Source organism: bacterium, assembly GCA_035371905.1.
Classification (GTDB): domain Bacteria; phylum Ratteibacteria; class UBA8468; order B48-G9; family JAFGKM01; genus JAMWDI01.
Genome location: DAORXQ010000102.1, coordinates 1 through 5,457 on the forward strand (window position 1 = coordinate 1; position 5,457 = coordinate 5,457).

Annotated in this window: 6 protein-coding genes and 2 tRNA genes; 4 read left to right on the forward strand and 4 right to left on the reverse strand. The window is 31.7% G+C overall.

From position 1 onward, the window contains the following. The 4 genes from PKV21_08730 to def all read left to right on the forward strand — a co-directional run. On the forward strand, positions 1 to 389 hold a 389-nt coding region (locus tag PKV21_08730; GenBank protein HOM27571.1), incomplete at its 5' end, for a hypothetical protein. 117 nt (positions 390 to 506) lie between these two features. Next, the gene (ilvD, locus tag PKV21_08735; protein ID HOM27572.1) at positions 507 to 2,162 is read left to right on the forward strand and encodes a dihydroxy-acid dehydratase; all 1,656 of its coding nucleotides are present in this window, start codon (positions 507 to 509) and stop codon (positions 2,160 to 2,162) included. Then, positions 2,159 to 3,448: a phosphomethylpyrimidine synthase ThiC gene (gene thiC, locus PKV21_08740; GenBank protein HOM27573.1), complete on the forward strand. Its 1,290-nt coding sequence runs from the start codon at positions 2,159 to 2,161 to the stop codon at positions 3,446 to 3,448. Before ilvD ends, thiC begins: the two co-directional genes overlap by 4 nt. Position 3,449: 1 nt before the next feature. Continuing rightward, the gene (gene def, locus PKV21_08745; GenBank protein ID HOM27574.1) at positions 3,450 to 3,944 is read left to right on the forward strand and encodes a peptide deformylase; all 495 of its coding nucleotides are present in this window, start codon (positions 3,450 to 3,452) and stop codon (positions 3,942 to 3,944) included. A gap of 12 nt (positions 3,945 to 3,956) precedes the next feature. Here def and PKV21_08750 read toward each other — a convergent pair. The 4 genes from PKV21_08750 to PKV21_08765 form a co-directional block, all read right to left on the reverse strand. Continuing rightward, a tRNA-Pro gene (locus tag PKV21_08750) sits at positions 3,957 to 4,030 on the reverse strand. 6 nt (positions 4,031 to 4,036) lie between these two features. Further along, a tRNA-Arg gene (locus PKV21_08755) sits at positions 4,037 to 4,110 on the reverse strand. Between the two features lie 9 nt (positions 4,111 to 4,119). Continuing rightward, entirely contained in the window at positions 4,120 to 4,656 is a 537-nt protein-coding gene (locus PKV21_08760) for a FumA C-terminus/TtdB family hydratase beta subunit (GenBank protein HOM27575.1), read from the reverse strand. After that, positions 4,653 to 5,456, reverse strand: coding sequence for a fumarate hydratase (locus tag PKV21_08765; GenBank protein ID HOM27576.1), 804 nt, complete (start codon positions 5,454 to 5,456; stop codon positions 4,653 to 4,655). Before PKV21_08765 ends, PKV21_08760 begins: the two co-directional genes overlap by 4 nt. Between the last annotated feature and the right edge of the window lies 1 nt (position 5,457).

The window sequence follows — 5,457 nt, forward strand, 5'->3', positions numbered from 1 at the left end:
GTGATGGAAGTTTTGTAAATAAAAATTTTCCTGTAAAAGTTTTTGGGAAAAATGGAGATGGATTTTTTTCAGATGCAAAAGAAGTTTCTGCAGGAAGAAATCATACAGTTATCTTGAGTAAAAATGGAGAAGTTTTTGTTATGGGAAGTAATGTTTTTGGTCAACTCGGCAATAAAATTTTAAAAAAAATAAATTTCCCAATAAGTATACTTGTTGGAGAAGAAACTTTAAAAAATGTAAAGGAAATTTCAGCATCGGGAAGTTATTCTGTTGCTTTATTAAAAAATGGAACCTTATATCTATGGGGTACAAATGAAGGATTTCTGGATGACAAAACAAAAAATGTAAAAATTTTCACTCCTATCGTTATTGCCAGATTTGCTGAATAAATAAATTATATTAAACAAAATTAAACCCCTTTATTTGTTGGAATAATTGCTATATAATAAAATGATACCTGTAAATCTTTTAAATTTTAAAGTTGAAAAATATAAATGGGAGGAAAAATGAGAAGTGATAATATAAAAAAGGGATATGTTAGAGCACCTCACAGAAGTTTATTAAAAGCAATTGGCTTAACAGATGAAGAGATAGAAAGACCGATTATAGGAATTGCAAACTCTGGAAATGAAATAATTCCAGGACATATACATCTGAATAGAATTACAGAAGCAGTAAAAGCAGGAGTAAGAATGGCAGGTGGAACTCCTGTTGAATTTGGTGTTATAGGAGTTTGTGATGGAATTGCAATGGGTCATATCGGGATGAAATACAGTTTAGTTTCAAGAGAAACTATTGCTGATAGTGTTGAAATAATGGCACAGGCACATCAATTTGACGGAATTGTTATGATAGCAAGTTGTGATAAGATTGTACCCGGAATGTTAATGGCTTTATTAAGATTAAATATTCCAGGAATTTTTATTAGTGGTGGGCCTATGTTATGCGGAATTCTACCTGATGGAAAAGAAATTGATTTAATAAGTGTTTTTGAAGGTATTGGAAAATTTTTGAATAAAGAAATAACAGAAGAACAACTGAAATTAATTGAGGAAAGAGCATGTCCTGGAGCAGGAAGTTGTGCAGGAATGTTTACAGCAAATTCAATGAACTGTTTATCGGAAGCACTTGGACTTGCTTTACCTGGAAATGGAACAATACCAGCTGTTGATGCAAGAAGAATAAGATTAGCAAAATATACAGGCATGAAAATTGTTGAACTTGTCAATAAGAACCTAAAACCCCTTGACATTATAAAATTTGAAAGTTTTAAAAATGCAATTGTAGTTGATATGGCTATTGGAGCCTCCACTAATACAGTTCTTCATCTACCCGCAATTGCAAATGAAGCAGGAATTAAACTTGACCTTGAAATTTTTGATAAATTAAGCAGAATTACCCCTAATATTTGTAAACTCTCTCCTGCATCAAATCAGCATATCCAAAATCTTGATAGAGCGGGCGGAATCTCAGCAGTTATGAAAGAACTAAGTAAAAAGGGATTGATTGAAGAAGGTTGTTTGACAGTAAGTGGTAAAAAAATTGGTGATATAATAAAAAGAGCAGAAATATATGACAGAAATGTTATAAAAGATATTAAAAGTCCTTATATGAAAGAAGGTGGAATTGCTATTCTTAAAGGTTCTCTTGCTCCCTCCGGTGCAGTAGTTAAACAATCAGCGGTGAAAGAAAATATGCTCAAGTTTACAGGAAAAGCAATTGTTTTTGATTGTGAAGAAGATGCTATGAATGCAGTAATTGAAGGTAAAATAAAAGAAGGTGTGATAGTTATAAGATATGAAGGTCCTAAAGGTGGTCCAGGAATGAGAGAAATGCTTTCAATAACTTCAGCAATAAGCGGAAAAGGGTTAGAAGAAAAAGTTGCTTTAATCACAGATGGAAGATTTTCAGGAGGTACAAGAGGACCCTGTATTGGACATGTAAGTCCTGAAGCAGCAGAAGGAGGTCCGATTGCTTATGTAAAAAACGGAGATATTATTGAAATAAATATACCTGAAAGAAAAATAGAATTAAAGGTAAGTAAAGATGAAATGGAAAAGAGAAAAAAAGAAATGAAAATTTTAAAAAAAGAATTAAGAGGAGTGCTTGCAAGATATGCAAAACTTGTTAAATCGGCAAATACAGGAGGGATACTTGAATGAAAGGACTTGAAAAAGAAATTGCAAAAAAGGGAATTATAAGTGAGGCAGTTAAAAAGATAGCAAAAGAGGAAGGACTTGAAGAAGAAGAACTTGCAAAAAAAGTAAGTGAAGGGAAAATCATCATTTTAAAACATAAAGATAAAGTTGTTGGTATTGGGGAAGGATTAAGAACAAAAATAAATGCGAATATTGGGACATCTCCCGATGTCTGTGACATAAAACTTGAGTTAGAAAAATTAAAGATTGCTGAAAAATATGGAACAGATACAGTTATGGATTTAAGCACAGGAGGAAATATTGATGAAATAAGAAAAAAAATTTTAAAAGAAAGTAATGTCCCAGTGGGAACAGTTCCGATTTATCAGGCAGGGATAGAAGCGATAAAGGAAAAAGGTGGAATAATAAAGATGAATGAGGATAAAATTTTTGAAACAATAGAAAAACAAGCAGAAGATGGAGTAAGTTTTGTTACAGTTCATTGTGGAGTAAATTTAAAGACAATTGAACGACTTAAAAAAAATCCAAGAAAAACACTTGTTGTAAGCAGAGGAGGGGCTTTTCTTATTTCATATATACTTGCAAATGAAAAAGAAAATCCATTATATAAAAACTTTGATAGATTAATAGAAATTGCAAAAAAATACGACCTTGTTTTAAGTTTAGGAGACGGATTAAGACCGGGAGGACTTATTGATTCAACAGACATTTCTCAAATTGAAGAATTACTGACTCTTGGAGAATTAACAAAATATGCATGGGAAAATAATGTACAGGTTATAATTGAAGGACCTGGGCATATACCAATAAATGAAATTGAAAGTAATGTTTTAATAGAGAAAAAGATATGTAAAGGTGCTCCTTTTTATGTCCTCGGACCAATTGTAACTGACATTGCTCCGGGTTATGACCATATCACTTCTGCAATTGGAGGTGCAATTGCTGCATGGAAAGGAGCGGATTTCCTTTGTTATGTTACTCCGAGTGAACATCTATCATTGCCCGGGGTTGAAGAGGTAAAAGAAGGAGTTATTGTTGCTAAAATTGCTGCTCATATAGGAGATATAGGGAAGGGTATTAAAAAAGCGATTGAAATTGATTTTTCAATGGATATAGCAAGAACTAAAAGAGACTGGGAAAAAGAGAAGGAAATAGCAGTTGATAAAGAAAAATTTGAAAAATTAAGAAAAAAATTTCCTATCAAAGAAAAAGATGTATGTACGATGTGTGGAAAATATTGTGCAATAAAAATTGTTGAAAAATATCTTGGTACAAAAGTGATATGTTAAAATGAGAAAAATAAGAAAATACGGTGAAGAAATTTTAAGGAAAAAGGCAGAATCAGTAAAAAACATAGATGAAAAAATCGTTAAATTAATAAAATCAATGAAAGAAACTCTTTTACATTTCAAAGGAATTGGACTCGCTGCTCCTCAAGTTGGGGTATCAAAAAGAATTTTTATAGCACACGACAAAGAAAACAATAACTTAATAACAGTTATAAATCCAGAAATAATTGATACCAAAGGAGAACAAATTGACATAGAAGGTTGTTTAAGTTTTCCTGAAATCTACTTTTCAATAAATAGAAATAAAATTGTAGTTATTAAAGGATTAAATGAAAAAGGAAAAGAAATTGTATTAGAAGGAAGAGATTTAATGGCAAGATGTTTCCAGCACGAAATTGACCATCTGAATGGAGTTCTTATTATTGACTATGCTACAGAAGAAGAAAAAAAATACTATAGAGAAAAACTTAAAAAGTTGAATAAAAATAAAACCTGAAATTAAAAAAATTCGGGGTGTCCGGATTTGAACCGGAGGCCCCTTGGTCCCGAACCAAGTGCTCTACCAGGCTGAGCCACACCCCGTAAATATGCGGCCAGCCCGACTTGAACGGGCAACTCTCGGGTCCGCAACCCGATGTTCTATCCATTTGAACTATGGCCGCTGATATAAATTATACCTTTCTATAATTAAAGAAATTATCTCCATAAATATCAATCCCAACTATTGCAGGAAATTCATATACTTCAAGTTGATAAATTGCTTCTGGTCCTAATTCTTCAAAAGCCAACAACTTTATTCCTTTCACAAATTGACTTAAATAAGCACCACACCCACCATAAGTAATAAAATAAACCGCTTTAAATCTTTTAAATGCTTTTACTATTTCTTTTCCTCTTTCTCCTTTTCCCATAGTTCCTTTTAAACCAAGTTTTAACAAAGGGATTGTCAGATTATCCATTCTCTCACTCGTTGTAGGACCAATTGAACCAACTATTTTTCCCTCAGGAGTAGGAGAAGGACCTGTATAATAAATTAATTCATTTTTTATCTCTATAGGAATATTTTTTTTCAAGTTTATAATTTCAATCAATTTTTTATGTGCCGCATCCCTTGCTGTTAAAATTTTCCCATTTATTAAAACATAATCTCCTGCTTTAAGTTTTTTTAAATCTTTTTCATTTTTCAATGGGAAATATATTTTTTTCATATTTCAAAACTCCCCATTCTGTGAGCCCAACAGCATAAATTTACAGCAACAGGCAAACCTGCTATATGAGTTGGATAAGTTTCAATTTTTAAATCAAGTGCTGTAACATTACCACCAAATCCTGAAGGTCCTATTTTTAACTTGTTTATTTTAAAAAGAATTTCTTTCTCCCAATCTCTGTATTTGGAATTTTCATCTCCAATTTTACTCAAAGCATATTTTGAAAGCAACGCTGCTTTCTCAAAAGAACCACCAATTCCAACACCAATAAAAACAGGTGGACAGGGAGAACTACCTGCTTTTTCCACTGTTTCAATTATAAAATTTTCTATACCCATTTTTCCTTCTGAGGGATTAAGCATCTTTAATCTGCTTTTATTCTCTGAACCGAAACCCTTTGCAATTATTGTAAACTTTAATTTATCACCCTCATTCACCAAGTAATGAATAATACATGGAGTATTATTTCCTGTATTCTCTCTTTCTATTGCACTCACCACAGAATTCCTTAAAAAACCTTTTTTACTCCCTTTTTCAACCCCTTTGTTTATTATCTCTGTAAGGTCTTTATATATACCTTTCTCAATTTTTACATTTATCCCTATTTCTGCAAATATAATTGCAAGTCCAGTATCCTGACATAAAGGAATTCTTTCTCTTTCAGCAATTTCAATATTTTTAAGTATGATTTCTAAATATTTTCTGGAATACTTCTCTTTTTCGTTTTCATAAGCAATTTTAATATATTTTTTCACCTCTTCAGGCAGTTTATAATTAATCTCTATAATTGTTTCACATATT